Annotated in this window: 11 protein-coding genes and 4 pseudogenes; 10 read left to right on the forward strand and 5 right to left on the reverse strand. The window is 72.0% G+C overall.

What is annotated here, in order from left to right; all coding sequences use genetic code 11:
- Positions 1-273: 273 nt before the first annotated feature.
- Both CC117_RS09990 and CC117_RS09995 read right to left on the reverse strand, forming a co-directional pair.
- Positions 274-1,275, reverse strand: a complete 1,002-nt coding sequence (locus CC117_RS09990; protein WP_084131859.1) for an LLM class flavin-dependent oxidoreductase — start codon at positions 1,273-1,275, stop codon at positions 274-276.
- A 10-nt stretch (positions 1,276-1,285) separates the two neighbouring features.
- Positions 1,286-1,732 (reverse strand): annotated as a pseudogene (locus CC117_RS09995) (LLM class F420-dependent oxidoreductase); the annotation flags it as partial.
- Positions 1,733-1,889: 157 nt separating this feature from the next.
- On the opposite strand from CC117_RS09995, the gene CC117_RS10000 reads away from it, so the two are divergent.
- Entirely contained in the window at positions 1,890-2,393 is a 504-nt protein-coding gene (locus CC117_RS10000) for a DUF5990 family protein (protein WP_071083445.1), read from the forward strand.
- A gap of 163 nt (positions 2,394-2,556) precedes the next feature.
- Complete coding sequence (locus tag CC117_RS10005) at positions 2,557-3,807, forward strand: acyl-CoA dehydrogenase family protein (RefSeq protein ID WP_071083446.1); 1,251 nt, start codon at positions 2,557-2,559, stop codon at positions 3,805-3,807.
- A 106-nt stretch (positions 3,808-3,913) separates the two neighbouring features.
- On the opposite strand, the gene CC117_RS10010 is transcribed toward CC117_RS10005, so the two are convergent.
- From CC117_RS10010 to CC117_RS37985, 3 genes and pseudogenes are all read right to left on the reverse strand, one after another.
- A complete protein-coding gene (locus tag CC117_RS10010) occupies positions 3,914-5,743 on the reverse strand; it encodes a flavin-containing monooxygenase (protein WP_071083447.1) in 1,830 nt (609 codons plus the stop codon).
- 308 nt (positions 5,744-6,051) lie between these two features.
- Positions 6,052-6,408, reverse strand: a pseudogene (locus CC117_RS40475) (sigma factor-like helix-turn-helix DNA-binding protein); the annotation flags it as partial.
- A complete protein-coding gene (locus CC117_RS37985) occupies positions 6,311-6,532 on the reverse strand; it encodes a hypothetical protein (protein WP_071083448.1) in 222 nt (73 codons plus the stop codon). The gene CC117_RS37985 and the pseudogene CC117_RS40475, both read right to left, overlap by 98 nt.
- A 29-nt stretch (positions 6,533-6,561) precedes the next feature.
- Here CC117_RS37985 and CC117_RS10020 point away from each other — a divergent pair, with 29 nt between their 5' ends.
- The 8 genes and pseudogenes from CC117_RS10020 (at position 6,562) to CC117_RS37025 (ending at position 16,475) form a co-directional block, all read left to right on the forward strand.
- Positions 6,562-8,169: a rhodanese-like domain-containing protein gene (locus CC117_RS10020; protein WP_071083449.1), complete on the forward strand. Its 1,608-nt coding sequence runs from the start codon at positions 6,562-6,564 to the stop codon at positions 8,167-8,169.
- Between the two features lie 158 nt (positions 8,170-8,327).
- A complete protein-coding gene (locus CC117_RS10025) occupies positions 8,328-12,284 on the forward strand; it encodes a protein kinase domain-containing protein (protein ID WP_131803044.1) in 3,957 nt (1,318 codons plus the stop codon).
- 35 nt (positions 12,285-12,319) lie between these two features.
- Complete coding sequence (locus CC117_RS37990; protein ID WP_198541793.1) at positions 12,320-13,198, forward strand: tetratricopeptide repeat protein; 879 nt, start codon at positions 12,320-12,322, stop codon at positions 13,196-13,198.
- A 124-nt stretch (positions 13,199-13,322) separates the two neighbouring features.
- Positions 13,323-13,646: pseudogene (locus CC117_RS10035) on the forward strand (endonuclease/exonuclease/phosphatase family protein); the annotation flags it as partial.
- 346 nt (positions 13,647-13,992) lie between these two features.
- A complete protein-coding gene (locus tag CC117_RS10040; protein ID WP_071083453.1) occupies positions 13,993-14,916 on the forward strand; it encodes a PfkB family carbohydrate kinase in 924 nt (307 codons plus the stop codon).
- Positions 14,916-15,680, forward strand: a complete 765-nt coding sequence (gene surE, locus CC117_RS10045; RefSeq protein ID WP_071083454.1) for a 5'/3'-nucleotidase SurE — start codon at positions 14,916-14,918, stop codon at positions 15,678-15,680. Before CC117_RS10040 ends, surE begins: the two co-directional genes overlap by 1 nt.
- A pseudogene (locus CC117_RS10050) lies at positions 15,681-15,878 on the forward strand (DDE-type integrase/transposase/recombinase); the annotation flags it as partial.
- A 60-nt stretch (positions 15,879-15,938) separates the two neighbouring features.
- Entirely contained in the window at positions 15,939-16,475 is a 537-nt protein-coding gene (locus tag CC117_RS37025; RefSeq protein WP_131803046.1) for a hypothetical protein, read from the forward strand.
- The last annotated feature ends 281 nt before the right edge of the window (positions 16,476-16,756 follow it).

The raw sequence follows: 16,756 nt of genomic DNA on the forward strand, positions 1-16,756 counted from the left end.
ACCGCGCGTTGCGGGCCGCCCTGCCGCCCTGCCGGCCGGCAGGGAACCACCGGCCGCCGGTCGAGCGGGGTAGCACGAAGGTGCAATGTCACTTATTATGCCGACTCGTTCCCCCAACGTGGCACAACGGCAGTGAGCTGCCGGCGGAACCGGACTTCGGTCCCGCAGCACGATCCGACCGAAAATGATCACTTTCGCTCGCCGGCTCACGCCGGTCGGTGCGGCATGGCAGGGCGAGGGTCCGCCGGGCGATCTGTATACCGGAGGCCGGTGCTACCCCGCCGGGCGGGTCTGCGCGAAGGTCCGCAGCTCGCGGGCGATATCGGGGCCGGAGGGCTGGTACATGACCTCACGGAAACCAGCCTCGGCGAGGCGGGCGAGTTTCTGTCGGACGGCGGCCGCATCCCCGATCATGCTGGTGAGGTCCCCGACCATGGCATCGAGGTCAAGGTGGTCCAGCAGCGGGCGGTCTCGCTCGGAGAGGTGGGTGACGTGCCCCTCGAAGGTGAGCAGATGGCGTCGGTCGGCGGGGGCGAGGCCTTCGAGGGCCTCGCGCCACTGCCTGCCTCCTGGCAGGGCGTCCACCGCCGCCGGACCGCCGACGGCATAGGCGGTGTGCCAGCGGACGACCTGCCAGGGGCCGACCGCTTCCCGGACGCGCGCTGAGTCGGAGTTCTCGCCAGGATCGAGCACGGTGCCGGTGACCATGGTGGCGGTCGGAAGCGTGGGATGCGGCGGGCCGATCGTGCCGTCGGCCACCTCGCCGGCTCGCCTGTTGCCGCGTGGGCCGAGAACGCTGAGCCACAGTGGGACGTTGACCGGCCGTTGCGCGGTCAGGCCGGGCCCGTGCAACATGCGGGCCGCTTTCCCGTCGAGCAGGATGGTCTCGCCGGCGAGTAGCCGGCGGATCGAGGCGACGTAGTCGAAGAGGCCGTCGAGCGGCATCGGCGGCTGGCCGATGGTCATGCGGGCGGTGTAGCCGGTGCCGAAGCAGGCGCGGAAACGACCCGCGGAGAGCCGGGCGATGGTCGCGATGCCCGACGCCATGGTCATGACCGCCCGCTGGGAGGGAATCAGGACCGCGGTGCCGAGACCGATCCGACTCGTCCGCACAGCGGCCAGGGCGAGGTGTGCGAACGGGTCCTCCCACAGCGGAGCCGAATCGAAGATCCAGACCCGTGCGTAGCCGAGTTCCTCGGCGAGGACGGCGAGATCCGCGAAATCCGGGCCCGGCGGAAGGCCGCAGGACAGCTCGAACGTGCTCGATTCCGGCATGGGAGCCTGTTTACAGCAATGCCGCGAGGCGACGCCACTGCTCGCGGGGAAATGCGCCCTGGTCGGGCGCGAGTGCCTGCAGGGCCACGTGATCGGCGCCAGCGGCACGGTGCTCGTCCACCCGCCGCCGGATGGCCTCCTCGTCCCCCCACGCGATCAGCGCATCGAAAAGCCGGTCGCTGACCGTCGCCAGGTCGCCGGGGGRGAAGCCCAGCCGGAGCAGATTGTTGGCGTAGTTCGGATGAGCGAGATATCTGCGCAGCCATTCGGCCCCGACCACCCGCGCCTCGTCGCGCCCGCCGCACAGGATCACGGTCTGCTCGGGGAGCACAAGTGGTCCGTAGCCCAGTGCCTCGCGGGCGAGCCGGGTGTGCTCCGGCGTCACGAGGTACGGATGCGCCCCACGGGCCCGTGTCGCCGCGACGTCCAGCATCTTCGGACCCAGCGCAGCCAGCAGGTTGGCGACGGTGTCGAACACCGGCCCGCTGTCCCCGTTCATAGCGGGCTGCGGCCTCCCCACCAGCAGCTTCGCGTCGACGGGTCCCGGTCCTGGCTGTTAGTAGGCAGCCCCGCAGAACCTGTGGGTACGGGGAAGTCGCGCTATCCTGCGCCCCATGACCGGGAGTGACACCATCCCCACCGGCCGACGCGCCGCAGCCGGAGATCCGGCCGGCATCCGGATACGGATCGAGGCCACCGACCTCCCGGGCCGCGACCTGCCCCGCCACCGCGGTATCCAGGTCGGAGTGCAGCGGCGAAACAGCCAACAGGACCTGCTGGACCTGCACCCCGGCGACGCGCCGACGGCCGTCTGGACGCTGCCGGCCACCGCGACCCCCACACAGGCCGGTCTGGACATCACCGGGCCCCATATCCAGGGCCGGCCCGGGGGCCGGTTCATCTACCTGTCCTGGGGCACCGTCGACGGCGCCGGCACCTTCGCCAGGTTCAGCCGAGCGAAGCTGATGTTCGACGCTGTCGACCCCGCCACCCTCGACGCCGCCAGGCGAACCGGCGGTCTCCTCGCCCGCCTGAAACTCAGCGACGCCAGGGGAAACCCGCTCTGCGCCGCCGTGCGACCACCGCTCATCGACTGGAGCGCAGGCCAGGTCGGTTGACGCCTCCTGGAACCGTCGCTCTGCCGCGGCCGTACGCCCCGAGACAGGCACGGTAGGCGGAATCGGTGCCCTGAACGGCCGATCAGGCAAACAACGACCGGGACGCCGCGGGTCGATACGCTCCTCGAGGCCAGTTCGCCGTGCTCGAGGAGGAGTACCACTGATGGACTTCGGTTTCGACGCCAAGACCCAGGAGCTGCGGGAGAACCTCCTCGACTTCATGGCGACCCACGTCGAGCCGGCGCAACCGGTGTTCCGGGAGCAGCTCGCCGAGCTTGAGCAGCAGGGGCAGCGGTGGGCCTGGACGCGGCCGCCGGTCCTGGCCGAGCTGCGGGCCGAGGCGCGCAGCCGTGGGCTGTGGAACCTGTTCCTCCCCGGGGAGCACGGCGCCGGCCTGACGAACCTGCAGTACGCGCCACTGGCGGAGATCACCGGCCATGGTGGCCGCCTGGCGCCGGCGGCGCTGAACTGCTCCGCGCCGGACACGGGCAACATGGAGGTGCTGTCGATGTTCGGCAGCGAGGCGCAGCGGGCGCAGTGGCTGGAGCCGCTGCTGGCCGGCGAGATCCGCTCGTCGTTCGCGATGACCGAGCCGGACGTGGCCTCCTCCGACGCGACCAACATCTCCACCCGGATCGAGCGTGACGGCGACGAGTACGTCATCAACGGCCGGAAATGGTGGATCACCGGTGCGATGAACCCCGACGCGAAGATCTTCATCGTGATGGGGAAGACCGACCCCGATGCTGACCGGCACCACCAGCAGTCGATGATCCTCGTCCCGCGGGACACCCCCGGGCTGGTGATACGCCGGGGGATGGAGGTGTTCGGCTACGACGACCATCACCACGGGGGCCACGCGGAGCTGGAGTTCGTCAACGCCCGCGTGCCGGCCGCGAACCTCATCGGCGCGCAGGGGCAGGGCTTCGGGATCGCGCAGGCCCGGTTGGGGCCCGGGCGGATCCACCACTGCATGCGCTCGATCGGCGTCGCGGAGCGGGCGATCTCGCTGATGTGCGAGCGGGTGGAGAACCGGGTCGCGTTCGGGCGTCCGCTGGCCGAGCAGGGCGTGATCCGCGACTGGATCGCCGAGGCCCGGGTGCGGGTGGAGCAGCTGCGGCTGCTGGTCCTCAAGACGGCCTGGTTGATRGACACCGTCGGGAACCGGGCGGCGCACACCGAGATCCAGGCGATCAAGATCGCTACCCCGGCCGCGGTGCAGTGGATCCTCGACAAGGCCATCCAGGCGCACGGTGCCGCGGGCCTGTCCCAGGACCTCCCGCTCGCGGAGGCCTACGCGAGCATCCGGACGCTGCGCTTCGCGGACGGGCCCGACGAGGTCCACCGGGCGGCGCTGGCCCGCGCCGAGATCCGCCGGCAGGCGGCCGCCCGCGCGGCACGCCAGCCCGGCTGATCCAGGCTGGTCCGGCTGGGCGTCTGGCCGGCCGGACCGACCCGGTCAGCCGGCCGGTCCCGCCACCGCCACGGGCGGCGGGACCGGCCGACAAGGTCGCGCGGTGTCAGCTGGTCAGGTCGAGACCGGCGAGATCGCCGGCGTCACGCCAGTTCTGCAGCAGCTCCTCGAGGGCGTAGAAGCCGGGGCCGTACGGCTCGCCGAGGAAGAAGCGCCCGTTCGTCTCGCCCTCGCTGTTGTAGTAGCCGGGGGTGCACTCGCCGACGAACCTGGTGTTGTCGATCCTGTTCTCGCGGATGGTGCGGATCCAGTTCTCCTCCGCCTCGGCGGTGGGCTCCACGACCGTCGCCCCGCGCGTCTTCGCCGCCGCGATGATGTAGGCGATGTGGTCGGCCTGCTGTTCGAACATCTTGGTCGTGGACGCGGTGACGCCGCCCTGGATGAAGCCGGTCGAGAAGTAGTTCGGGAAGCCGTGCGACATGATGCCGTGCAGCGTGCGGAAGCCCTTGTCCCAGTGGTCGTAGAGGGACCTGCCCTCGCGCCCGGCGAGCGGCTGGATGGCCAGCTGCCGGTCGAGGGAGCTGGTGATCTCGAAGCCGCTGGCGAAGACGATGCAGTCGACCTCGTACTCGATGCCGTTCGCGACGACCCCGCGCTCGGTGATCCGCTCTACGCCCTTCGCGTCCGACACGTCGACGAGGGTCACGTTCGGGCGGTTGAAGGTCGGCAGGTACTCGTCGTTGAAGACCGGGCGCTTGCACAGGATGCGGAAGTACGGCTTGAGGACCTCCGCGGTCTTCGGGTCGGTGACGACACTGTCGACCCGCTGACGGATCCGCTCCGCGACCCGGTAGTCCTCGGCCTCGTGCATCTCGGCGAACTTCACGGGGTCGGCCAGCGCGCCCCAGCCGTCCGTGGCGTTGAGGCGGGCTGCCAGGTTGCGGGAGACCTCCGTCCAGGCGTCGCAGATCCAGTCCTGCTCGCCGGGGGAGTAGAAGGCGAAGGTCGCGTTGTGGAAGTTGCGCTGGCGCTCCTCCCGCCACCCGGGCTTCAGGGACGCCGCCCATTCCGGGTCGGTCGGGGAGTCGGAGCGCTCGAAGACGTAGGACGGCGTCCGCTGGAACACCGTCAGGTGCTTCGCGCCGCGGGCCAGGTGCGGAATCGCCTGGACGCCGCTGGAACCCGTGCCGATCACGGCGATCCGCTTGTCGGCGATCCTGTCGAGCCCGCCGTGCAGGTTCCCGCCGGTGTAGTCGAAATCCCAGCGTGCGGTGTGGATGGTGTGCCCGCGGAAGTCGGAGATGCCGGGGATGCCGGGGAGCTTGGGCCGGTTGTAGGGGCCCTGGCACATGATGACGAACCGGGCCCGGATCGTGTCACCGCGGTTGGTGGCGATCCGCCAGCGCTGGATCTCCTCGTCCCACTCCAGCGAACGGATCAGGGTGTGAAACAGTGCCTTCTCGTACGCTCCGAGATGGCGCCCGACGCGCTGTGCGTGCTCGTAGCACTCGTCGCCGTGGGAGAACTTCTCCTTCGGCAGGTAGCCGGTCTCCTCAAGAAGCGGGAGATAGCAGTAGGCGTCCGAGTCGATCTGGATTCCCGGATAGCGGTTCCAGTACCAGACGCCGCCGAAGTCCCCGCCCAGCTCCACGATCCGGAAGTCGGTGATGCCGGCCTGCTGCAGCCGGTGTGCGGCGATCAGACCCGAGAAGCCGCCGCCGAGGATCACCACCTCGATATCGCCGTCGATGGGCGTGCGCGGCGTGACCGGGGTGTGCGGATCGGCCTCGTAGAACTCGGCGAAATCGTCGCCGGTCTCCACGTACTGCCGCTGGCCGTCGCGACGTAACCGCTTGTCGCGCTCGGCGAGGTACTTCTGGTGAAGCGCCTCCTGGTCGACGACTTCCGGGGTGTTCGTGGGTTCACAGGGCTGCATAGGAGAATCCTCGGTCCTGCTCGTGGGTGTTGTCGGGTATTGCGGATCCGGTCATGGCCGGCTCCGCGCCTGGCTGGGCGGCCGACACCGGTGACAAACCACGGTCGAGACCCCCTGCACGTGAGGACGCCGGTGTTCTGACACGTCTCCGTCGCTGGCCGTCGGCGGCACGCCGCATGCCATTTCGCCACGCGCTTATGCCATGTATCCTTGCAAGGATAGCAATGTTGACTGCGCCCATCAACGGCCCATCCGTCTGATCGGCGGCCGTGGATTCCCCGGGTGGCGAGCGCCCGGCGCAACTCCTGCACGGCGGTGTGGTGGCGTGACTTGACGGTCCCGAGCGGGATCTCCAGGACGCCGGCCGTCTCGCGCTGGGTCCGATCCAGGCAGTGCAGGTGGACGAGGGTTTCGCGGTGCTGCCGGGACAGTGTGCGCAGCGCCCGGACCAGATCGGTACGCAAGCAGTGCGGCGTCCAGGCTGTCGGCTGCCCGCCGGTCGGTCGCGCGCGCCGGTTCGGCGGTGGGCACGGGCAGTTCCTGCGGGCGCGCAGCCTGCCGGCGGTGTCAGTCGACGGTGCCAGTCGACGGTGAGATTGCGCGCGACGAGGAACAGCCACGCCCGGGCGCTGGCATGGGCGGCGAGCCCGCCCCGGCGCTCGCACTCACCACCGTGGCGGAGCAGGTCGCGGACGTCTCCGGGGCGAGGGCGAGCCCGGTCGCGTTCCCGTCCAGGACGCAGTCCTCCGTGACGAGGGAGGCCGCGCCGTCCACCCGGATGCCGGACATGGCGCTGTCCCGACCCGCCACCGGCAAGAATGGGGCCCGTGGAGCGTGCGCAGGAAGCGGGAGCGACCCGAACGTTGGACGCCGGCCAGGTGCGCGGCCTTCTGCTGAAACGGGAGGAGATCGCTCTGCTCGACCTGCGGGAGGAGGATCCCTTCGCGCAGGAGCACCCGCTGTGGGCCGCCAGTCTTCCGCTTTCACGCCTGGAGGCGGAGATCTGGGAGCGTGTTCCACGCCCGGAGACGCCCATCGTGGTCTACGGAGAGCACGACGGCGTTGATCTGGCACCGCGCGCGGTCGCCCGCCTGCACCAGCTGGGCTATTCCCAGGTCTGGGAGCTGGCCGGCGGGCTCGACGGCTGGCGATCGGCCGGCGGTGAGCTTTTTCGGGACGTCAACGTGCCCAGCAAGGCGTTCGGTGAGCTCGTCGAGGCGGTCAGGCACACACCCTCGCTGCCGGCRCAGGAGGTCCGACGCCTGCTCGGCGAAACGCCGCCGCTCATCGTCGATGTACGACGGTACGACGAATACCACACGATGAGCATTCCGTCTGCGGTGAGCGTTCCGGGAGGCGARCTCGTGTTGCGCATCCGTGAGCTGGCACCCGACCCTCGCACGCCGATCGTGGTCAACTGCGCCGGTCRCACGCGAAGCATCATCGGCACCCAGTCACTCATCAACGCGGGTCTGCCCAATCCGGTCACGGCGCTGCGGAACGGCACGATCGGCTGGAAGCTGGCCGGCCTCGGTCTCGACCACGGGGCCACCCGGCGCGCGCCGACGCAGGTGCGGGCGGATCACCGCGAGGCAGCACGGCGCGGTGCACGGGAGATGGCGCTGCGCGCGGGCGTGCGCCCGCTCGAACCCTGCGAGCTCGCGACCCTCGACGATCCCGGGCGAACCGTGTATCGCTTCGACGTCCGCACCGAGGACGAGTACGTGGCGGGGCACCTGCCCGGCTTCCGCCATGCGCCCGGCGGGCAGCTGGTCCAGGAGACCGATCATTTCGCGCCCGTCCGGGGCGCCCGTCTGGTCCTCGCGGACGACGACGGGGTCCGCGCAGGCATGACGGCCTCGTGGCTGGCCCAGATGGGCTGGGAGACCTACGTCGTCGACGCCGGCCCCGGCCTCACGGAGGTGGGGCACGCGCCCACCCGGGCGCCCGACCCTCCGGCGGTCGACGAGGTCGAGCCCGCTGAACTGGCCGCCTGGCTGGCGGCGTCCACCGCCGTGGTCGTCGACATCGGCCCGAGCCGTGCGTACGCACAGGGCCATCTACCGGGGGCGTGGTTCGCGATCCGGGCCCAGCTGGAGCCGGCTCTGCGCAGGCTGCCGTCACACCCGCGCCTCGTCGTCACCTCGCCCACCGGCGATCTTGCCCGCTGGGCGGTTGCCGACCTGGCGGACGGACCCGGTCTGCCGGCGTTCGCACTCGCCGGAGGTACACGGGCCTGGCGTGCGTCGGGCGCCGCGATCGAGACCGGCGAACAGCGGTTCCTCACCCCGGCCACCGACCGCTACCGCCGGCCGTACGAGGGCACGGACAACGCCCACGAGTCGATGCAGGCCTACCTCGACTGGGAGTTCGGTCTGGTCGCACAGCTGGAGCGCGACGGGACCCACTTCTTCGCGCCGGTCTGAGACCGGCGCTGACCAACCGCCGGACGGCACCGTCACGGCGACGTGCGCCGTGGTGTCCGTGGTGTCCAGAGTCCGATAGGCCTAGCCCGGTCGGAATCGCCACGTAACGTGACAGACTGCGCCCATGGTCGACGCGCCTCCGCGATGTGGGTGCCACCGTGGGTGAGGCTGCGTGGTCGGCCGGGCCCGACCGACCCTGGCGTCCCGGTGACGTGGTGCTCGGGCTCTACGACGTCCTGGACGTGGTGGCCTCCGGCGCGATGGGCCTGGTCTACCGGGTCCGGCACCGCGGCTGGAACATCGAGCTGGCGGTGAAGGCGCCCCGCCCGGAGTTCGTCGCCACCGAACGCGGGCGGGTCGCGTTCGAGCACGAGGCCGAGGCCTGGATGGCCCTCGGCCTGCATCCACATGTCGTCAGCTGCGCCTACGTGCGCCGGCTGGGCGCGGTGCCAAGGGTGTTCGCCGAGTGGGTCGACGGCGGCAGCCTGGCCGAGGCCGTCCGCAGCCGCCGGCTGTACCAGGGCGGGCCGGCCGAGGCGCTGCGGCGGGTGCTCGACGTGGCGATCCAGTTCGCCTGGGGCCTGGAGCACGCGCACCGCAGCGGGCTCGTCCACCAGGACGTCAAGCCCGCCAACGTCATGCTGACCCGCGGCGGCACGGTGAAGGTGACCGACTTCGGGCTGGCCCGGGCGCGGATGGTGGCGGGCGGTCCGACACCGGCCGCCGCGGCCGCCGTGGGCGCCGCGGCCGCCCCGGCCGGCACCGTGCTGGTCACCTACGGTGGTCTCACTCCCGCCTACTGCTCGCCGGAACAGGCTGACGCGGCGGCCGGCCGGTACGTGCGGGTCTCCCGGGCCACCGACATCTGGTCGTGGGCGGTCAGCGTCCTGGACCTGTTCACCGGCGGGCCGCCAGCCCGGTACGGGCACCTCGCGGACGCGGCCCTGGAGTCGTTCGTGGGCCGGCCGCCGGCGAACCGCCCGCGTGCCACCGGGCCGGCCGACATCCCACCCGCCCTGCCCTCGGCGGTCGCCGACCTGCTCCGGCGCTGCCTCGCGCGCCGGCCGGCGGACCGGCCGTCCCGAATGGAACAGGTCGCCGAGGAGCTCGTCGCCCTCTACAGCGAGGTGATCGGCGAGCCCTATCCGCGCGAGCGGCCGTCCGCCGTGCGCATGCTCGCCGACGGCCTGTCGAACCAGGCGCTGTCGCTGCTCGACCTCGGCCGGGCGGAGCAGGCCGAGGCACTGTGGGAACAGGCACTGCGGGCGGACCCGCGGCACGCGCACGCCGTCTACAACCGGGGCCTGCACCGCTGGCGGACGGGTGCGTGCACGGACCTGCAGCTCGTCGCCGAGCTGGCGGACATCCGAGCCGGCAACCGGCGGCAGCACTGGCTCGACGACCACCTGCTCGGGCTCGTCCACCTCGAACGCGGCGATCCGGGCAGCGCGGAACCGCTGCTCGCCACGGCGGCCGCCCGCTCCGGCGCGTCCGGCAGCCCCCACGGTCCCGGCGGGCCCGACCCCCAGGTCGCCCGGGCCCTCGCATCCGCCCGCCGGGCAGCGCCCGTGCCGGTGGCCCGGATCCTCGCCGGGCACCGCAACCCCGTCCAGGCGGTGGCGGTCAGCGGCGACGGCCGCCGGGTCGCCGCCGCCACGGCGGACCCGTCACGCCCGACGGGACCCGGCCACGCCGCCGAGATCCGCGTCTGGGACGTCGACGGCGGTGCCGCCGCAGCGCCGGACGCCGCAGCGCCGGACGCCGCAGCGCCGGACGCCGCCGGCGGACGATGCGTGGCCGTGCTGCCCGGACACGCGGGCACGATCGGAACGGTCGCCCTCGACGGCGCGGGACGGGTCCTGGTCTCCGGGGGAGACGACGGGTCGGTCGTGGTGTGGGACGTCGACTCGGGGCGGCCGCTTCACCGCTTCGGCGAACACTCCCTGCGGGTGCGGTCGGTCGCGGTCAGCCAGGACGGCACGACCGCGGCGTCGGTGGCCGACGACGGCACGTTCCTGGTCTGGGACGTCGCCGGCGGCCGGCTCGCCCGGGCGCTGCGCCGGCGGCGCGTCGACCACAGCCACGGCGAACAGGTCGCGGTCAGCGCCGACGGGCGGCGCGTCGTCCACTGGGAGCCCGGGACGAACCGGCTCCGGGTCTGGGACGCCGCCGCCGGCCAGCTCCTGCACTCGGTCCAGTTCCACCGGATGACCGGCCTGCTCGGCCCCGGCGGTCGGGTGGGCGTCGTCGACGGCGAAGGACGGACCCAGGTCTGGGACACGGTGGCCGCACGCGAACTCCGCACCCTGGCCGTGACGCGGCGCTTCGGCGCGGTCAGCGGCGACGGGCGGCGCGCGGTGATGTCCGTCGCGGGCGGCGTGGAGGTCTGGGACCTGGCGGCCGGCCGCTGCCTGCGGACCCTGCCCGGCCCGGGCGGGACCCTGCCCGGCCCGGGCGACGCCGTCCTGGCGCTCGACGACGCAGGCGAGGTGGCTGCCTGCGGCCAGGGCACATCGGTACTGGTGTGGCGGACCGCCGGGCCGTCGGTGGCGCTGTCGCCGTGGAGCTACGCGCGGCCGCGGGACGCGGGCGAGGCGTCCCGCGAGGCGGGCGCCGTCCAGCTCGCGGCACGGCGCGGCGAACGGCTCGCGGGGGAGGGCCGCTGGGCGGAGGCAGCCGGCGAGCTCCGGGCGGCCCGCGGCGTCGCCGGCCACGAACGCGACGCGGACCTGCTCACCCGGTGGGCGGCCGTCGGACGGCACGGCCGGCGGACGGGCCTGCTGGGGGCCTGGCACCTGCGCGACCTGCGCGACCCCCCGGCTGGTCTGTCCGACCAGCTCGGCATCGCGGCCGGCACCCGCAGCGACTACTCGCCGCTGGTCGCCGGCGGGTTCGCGCTGAGCCCGGACGGCCGGCTGGCGTTGAGCCGGCAGCACTCGTCCGCCGCGCTCGTCGACGTCGCCACCGGCGAGCGCCGGCACCGGCTGTCGACCTTCGGGCCGCAGGTCCGCTGTGTGGGGTTCACTCCCGACAGCCGGTTCGCACTGACCGGCGGCGACGACGGGAGCCTGCTGGTCTGGGAGGTGGAGTCCGGGCAGCGCCTGTTCGCACTCGACGACCACCCGGCGGCGGTGGAGGCCGTCACGTCCAGTGTGGACGGCCGGCTGCTGGTCACCGGCTGCCGGGACGGCACGCTGAAGGTCTGGGACACGGTGACGCGGCGGTGCCTGCGCACGATGCGGGACTCGCCGAGGTTCGTCACCGGGCTCACCCTCGGCGCCGACGCGCGTTTCCTCGTCTCCCACGAGTTCGAGGTGGTCGGCGGCCTGGAGAGCCTGCACTTCGCGTTCGTCTGGGAGCTGCCGCGGAACGCGCCCCCCGCCACCGTCCCCTGCTGGGTGACGAGCGCGCACACGACCCGGGTCGGTCCCGGCGGCTGCCTCGGGATCTCCGCCAGCAGCACCGCGAGCGCCCTTCGGTTGTTCGACCCGCCGACCGGTGAGCTGCGGGGCATGCTGCTGTGCGGCCGCGAACCGCTGACCAGGATCGAGATGAGCCAGGACGGTCAGCTCGCGGTCGCGGCGACCAGCGCGGGATCGCTGTGGGTCTGGGACCTGGCCGGCGCCGACGACGGTGGATGGCACGAGCCGCGGCACCGGCTGACCGGCCACGACGGGGCGGTGACAGCGCTCGGGCTGACCACCGACGGCCGGTTCGCGCTGTCCGGCGGGGCGGACGGCACCGTCCGCGTCTGGGACCTTGCCGAGGGCAGCTGCCTGCGGAGTCTGTCGGCACACCGTGGCCCCGTCCGGGCGGTGCTCGCCAGCGCCGACGCGCGCACGCTGCTGTCGCTGGGCGAGGACGGCCGGGTGCGGGCGTGGCAGCTCGACTGGGACCACGCCTTCCCAGCCGCAGCCGACTGGGACGAGTCAGCCCGCTGGCACCTGGACGCGTTCCTGCGGCGCCACCGCTGGCGCGGTGCCGAGTGGACGAACGAGGACGTCGAGCGCCTGCTCGCGGGCCTGCAGGACGCCGGCCTCGGCTGGATTCGGCCGGCGGGGATCCGCGCCGAGCTGGCCCGGGCCGACCAACAACAACCCGAAGGGACGTGGTGATGCTTCTCTACTGCGGAGGCTACAGCTGCCAACGGATGATCTCCGTCTCGGCCATCCCCGGGGGGAACCCGGCCGCGCTGAAGGATCCCGAGCACTTCTCCATCACGTACGTCGTGTGCGCCGACTGCCGGACCACCTACTGCGACCGCTGCATGCTCGCGCGGCCGGGACCGGCCGGCCCGCTGGGCGGCTGCCGCCGGTGCGACGGCGAGCTGCTCGACGGCTCGCACCGGGAGAGCCTGGCCGCGCGCCGCTACCCGGAGCCGGTGCTCCGGTTCAACGAGGGCACCGAACTGGCCGGCGAAGGCCGCCACCAGGATGCGCTGGCCGCCTTCGAACGGGCCGTCGCGGAGCGGGCCACCTACTACGCCGCCCACCAGGGCAGGGCCCGTGCACTGGTCAGGCTGGGCCGCCACGACGAGTCGGACGCGGCGTACGACACGCTCCTCGCGCTCGACCCGACCAACGTCAGCGCGATCCTCGAGAAGGCCGACGGCCTCTCCGACCGCCAGCAGCTCGACGCCGCCGCGGCCTGGTTCGACCGCGCGCTGCGGCTGTCACCCCTGCACATGGTCGCGCTGGCCCGCCTCGCCTCGGTTCTCAACGCTTCCCGCCGGTACGAGGAGGCGCTCGACGCCGCCCGGCGCGTCAGCGAGCTGAGCAGGGACACCCGGGCGCTCGGCGTCACGGCCGGCCTGCTGGCCTACGCGAGCAACGTGCGGGCGATGGCGCTGCTGAACCTGGGGCGGAACGAGGAGGCCCTCGCCGCCGCGGACGAGGCGATCGAATCCGGCCCGGACATCCCCCTCCACTATGCGATGAAGGCCCTGGCGCTGGAACGGCTCGGTCGCGCGGCCGAAGCCGACCTGGCCCGCCGGCTGGAGGCGGAGGCGGCAGCCCGGGCCGGGCGGTAGCCGCGCGGCGATGGTTACCACGTCCGCGCGGGCCAGCAGCCAGGCGAGTGCAGTCTGCGTGGACGTGGCGCCGGTCGCTGCCGCAACCTCGGCGACAGCACCGTCAGATGTCGACATGTCCGCTGCGACCCAGCTGCTCGACAGCCGCTGGGTGAATGCCTCGGCCACCCCGACGAGCGCCGGTGCCGTCGAGGCCGCCGCACTGCAGGGCGGTGCCAACGCCACCCACCGAGGCGACCCCGCCCAGGACACGGCCGACTTCGCGGACACGGCCCCGGGCAACCTGCGCGCCGACTACGTCCTGCCGTCGCGCACCCTCGCCGTTGCGGGCGCCGGGGTGTTCTGGCCGCCGTCCTCGGACCCGCTGTCCCAGCTCACCGGCACCTACCCGTTCCCGAGCTCCGACCACCGGCTGGTCTGGCTGGACGTCCGAACTCTCCGCCGCTGACAGCGGAGGCCCACGGACGGGCACGTCGCGTCACAGCGTGGGGTGGGGCGCTGGCCGCCCGTACACCGGCGGCCAGCACCGACGGCGTGGCCTGACCTGATCACCGGGCTGAACGGCCTGATCGACCGTAGGGCGCTGCCGCGGACACACGCCGGCCCCGGGCAGCGGTGTGGCAGGCGCGGCCTGTTCGGCCAGGGGGCCTCGGCGGGCACGGTGGGCCCATCGGCAGGCCGGCAGGGCGTGTCGGGGCCCGCCCGGCGGGAACAGTCACCGCGTGGCCGCATCCGTCACGACGCACCCCGCACCACGGACGATCGGGGGAGAGCGATCCCGATCACCGCGGGTCATGGTGTTCGCCCCGTCACCACTGCTGACGGTGACGATCGAGGCGCGACCGGACGGGGCGAGCGACATCCACCTGCACGCGGGCGGCCAGGGGGTGTGGATCGCGCACCTGATGATGGTGCTGGACGTCGAGGCCCGGCTGTGCGCGCCGTTCGGCGGGGAGACCGGCGAGGTGCTCATGACCCTGTTGGGGTACAGCGGTGTCGCCATCCGGCCGGTTGCGGCCGGCAGCGACAACGGGGGCTATGTGCACGACCGCCGCGCGGGACGGCGCGAGGCTGTGGCGACGGCTCCGGCGCCGCCGCTTACCCGTCACGACCTCGACGGGCTGTACAACACGGCGTTGGTCGAAGGGCTCGACGCCGGTGTGGCGGTCTTCGGTGGCCCTGACGGTGCGGGCGTGCTGCCCGCCGACACCTACCGGCGGCTGGCGGCGGACCTCACCGGGGCGGGCACCCGGGTGGTGGCGGACCTGTCGGGGGAGTGCCTGACGGCGGCGCTGGAGGGCGGGGTCGCGGTGCTCAAGGTCAGCCACGACGATCTTGTCCGGGACGGGCACGCCGGCTCCGACGACCCGGACGAGCTGCGGGCGGTCATGGGGAAGCTGGCCCGTTCCGGTGCCGAGACGGTGATCGTGTCCCGCGCGGAGCAGCCGGCGCTGGCACTGGTCGGCGACCGCGCGGCCGAGATCCGCACGCCCCGGTTCACCATGCTCGACCACCGCGGCGCGGGTGACTCGATGACGGCCGGTGTCGCGGCCGCCCTGGCACGCGGGGCGGACATGGACCAGGCGCTGCGCCTCGGGGCGGCGGCCGGTGCGTTGAACACGACCCGGCACGGGCTCGCCACCGGCGAACGGGACCTGATCGAACGTCTGGCGGCCCGGGTGGAGATCTGCCCGGCGAGCGAGGACGCCACGCGCTGATGCACGCACTGATCACCAACGACGACGGTATCGACAGCGGTGGCCTGCGCACCCTCGTCCGGACCGCCGTCGCGTGTGGGCTGGACGTGACTGTGGCGGCGCCCGACGGCGAACGGAGCGGGAGCAGCGCCTCCCTGTCCGCGCTGGAGTCGCAGGGGCGCCTGCTGGTGGAGGAACGCGTGCTCGACGGCGTCCCGGATCTGGCAGCTCTGTCCGTCCACGCGTCGCCCGCGCTGATCGTTTTCGTGGGTGTCCGCGGTGCGTTCGGCACGGTACCCGACGTCGTGCTCACGGGCGTCAACCACGGACCGAACACCGGTCAGGCCGTGCTGCACTCCGGCACGGTCGGGGCGGCTCTCACGGCGGTCACCCACGGCCTGCCGGCGCTGGCCGTCTCGTGCGCCGCGACGCAGCCCGTCCACTGGGAGTCGTCGGTGCTGGTCGCGGACCGGGCCCTCGGCTGGCTGCTCGCGTACCGTGGCGCGCCGTTCGTGCTCAACGTGAACGTGCCCGACCTGCCGTCCGAGCAGCTGCGCGGAATGCGGCCGGCGGCTCTGGCGCCCTTCGGCGCGGTGCAGGCGCGAATCGGTGAACGGGGACGCGGCTACCTCACCACCACCTTCAGTGAGACCTCGGAGGAGGCCGGTGCGGGCAGCGACGTCGCCCTGCTCCGACAGGGCTGGGCGACGATCACCGCCCTCGAACGGCCCACGGAATCCGAAGCCATCGACCTCACACAGCTCGCCTGGGACACCAGCGCCTGAATCGAAGCCGGCCACAGCCGGTTGAAAGCACGGCTGCGGCCGATGCGCGGGCTGAAACGCCTGCGGTCCGTCCAGACGATCAGCGCCGGCCACGCCCTGGTCCAGAACATTCGCCGCGGCTACTACGAACTCGGGATCGACAGCAACCCACAGCTTCGGCTGGCCGCCGCGTTCACCGAACTCGCCGCCGCCGTCTGATCGGCAGCCGCCCCGGCGCCAGCTGGCATGTCCAACTTCCCGTAACGCAACAGCGCCCTCGTGATATCCGAATTATCGCAGAATTATGGCGAGTCGATACTCTTTTCAAGTCTGCTTGCCCGGATCGATCAGCAAGGAGTTGACCGAGTGCGCCGTCTAGTACTGTTTGCCGCCACGCTGTTGGCGGCTACCTCTCTTTCCTTCCTTTCCTCCTCGCCCGCCAGCGCGGCAAGTTTGTGCGGTCAGTACAATCCGGACTGGTCGGTCGTACAGACCATATACCCGAGCGAGAAGAATAACACGGGAAATATCAACTACGGTGCAGCTGTTCAGTTTCTTCGCTATAACCCCGACCCTGCGCTCAATGTAGTGAGAATCGTCAATCTTCAAGCAAACGGAAAGTCTGGCGTGCTAGGAAAGGCGGGGACTTCTTCGGGGGGCGCCCAACTTGGACAGACCGGCGATATTGGGGTGGCTCCGACTGGTGCGTGGTGCTCCGATATTGAGTACGGGTTGAACTATTGGGTTTGTGGGTACCTTGGCTACAGCATAGGTAGCGTATTCTATACCACCGGTGATCGCTGCATCCACTATTAGGATTGTTTCAGAAATGCATCCTGAGGTTGTCCGGGATCTGCTGGCGCCTTTCGGGTTGCATGATCCGTTGTGTGGCGCGGGGTGACCTCACGAACGAGCAGTGGGCTGTGCTGGAGCCGCTGCTGCCTAGCGAGAAGGGAAGCCGGAGCGGCCACAGACGTGGACCCGCCGGAAGCTGATCGACGGGACACGGTGTCCCGGCCCGGGCCGGGACACCGTGTCGGGACGTCCCGGTCCGGGTATGGCACCTGGCAGACGATCTACGGGCTGTTCTAGTACTG

It is taken from the genome of Parafrankia colletiae, from assembly GCF_001854655.1.
GTDB lineage: Bacteria > Actinomycetota > Actinomycetes > Frankiales > Frankiaceae > Parafrankia > Parafrankia colletiae.